1 protein-coding gene is annotated in these 807 nt (G+C 45.8%); it reads left to right on the plus strand.

Features of this window, described 5'->3' with window-relative positions; translation table 11 throughout:
• Nucleotides 1–69 precede the first annotated feature (69 nt).
• Nucleotides 70–807 (plus strand): type II secretion system protein GspC (gene gspC / locus R7Q09_RS24950; RefSeq protein ID WP_318143796.1); only part of this gene is annotated, 738 nt, incomplete at its 3' end.

Consider the following 807-nt stretch of genomic DNA (forward strand, 5'->3'; position numbering starts at 1 on the left):
GCAATTTAGAGTCGATAGTTATATTTTTATAGCCCAATTGACTAACGTTAGAATAAAGGAATCAATTCAGTGAAGCGTTTAGAGCTAAGTGCAGGATTATCAAGCAGACCGCTACTGGCTCAGATCAAGTCCAACCACCACGCAATTCAAGCGAAGCTCAGTTTGCTACTTACTTGCCTATTTATTGCGATAACTGGGTGGATACTCGGTAAAGTGGTGTGGTTAGCAATCCCTCAAACGTCTGATGTGCCAAAATGGAGGCCGTCGGCGGGTAACGTTATTGCCAGCAATAAATCGAATACGATTGATTTCAATGCCCTTCAAAGCGCCAACTTATTTGGCAAATACACCGAACAAAAGCCTGTGGTCGTTGAGCAACCTGTTGTGAAAGACGCCCCAAAAACACGCCTGAATCTTACCCTTGTTGGCGCCGTTGCTAGCAGCAATCCTCAAACCAGCTTAGCGGTGATCGCTAACCGTGGTAAGCAAGCGACCTACGGAATTAGCGAAGAAATTGAAGGTACGCGTGCCACACTAAAAGCGGTGTTGGTCGATCGCGTGATTATCGATAACGAAGGCCGAGATGAAACTCTAATGCTGGAAGGCGTTGAGTATAAAAAATTGTCAGAATCGCCGCAGGCTACTCGAGTGCAAGCTGTACAGAAAGAACCTGCGTCAGACGTGAGTGACAAACTAGAGCAAATCCGAGAGGAGATTGCGAAAGATCCACAGAGTGTCTTTAAATACATCACCATTTCTCCAGTGAAAAAAGACGACGCCATTATTGGCTACCGAGTTTCTCCGGGT

The sequence above is a fragment of the Vibrio sp. 2130-1 genome, assembly GCF_033339515.1.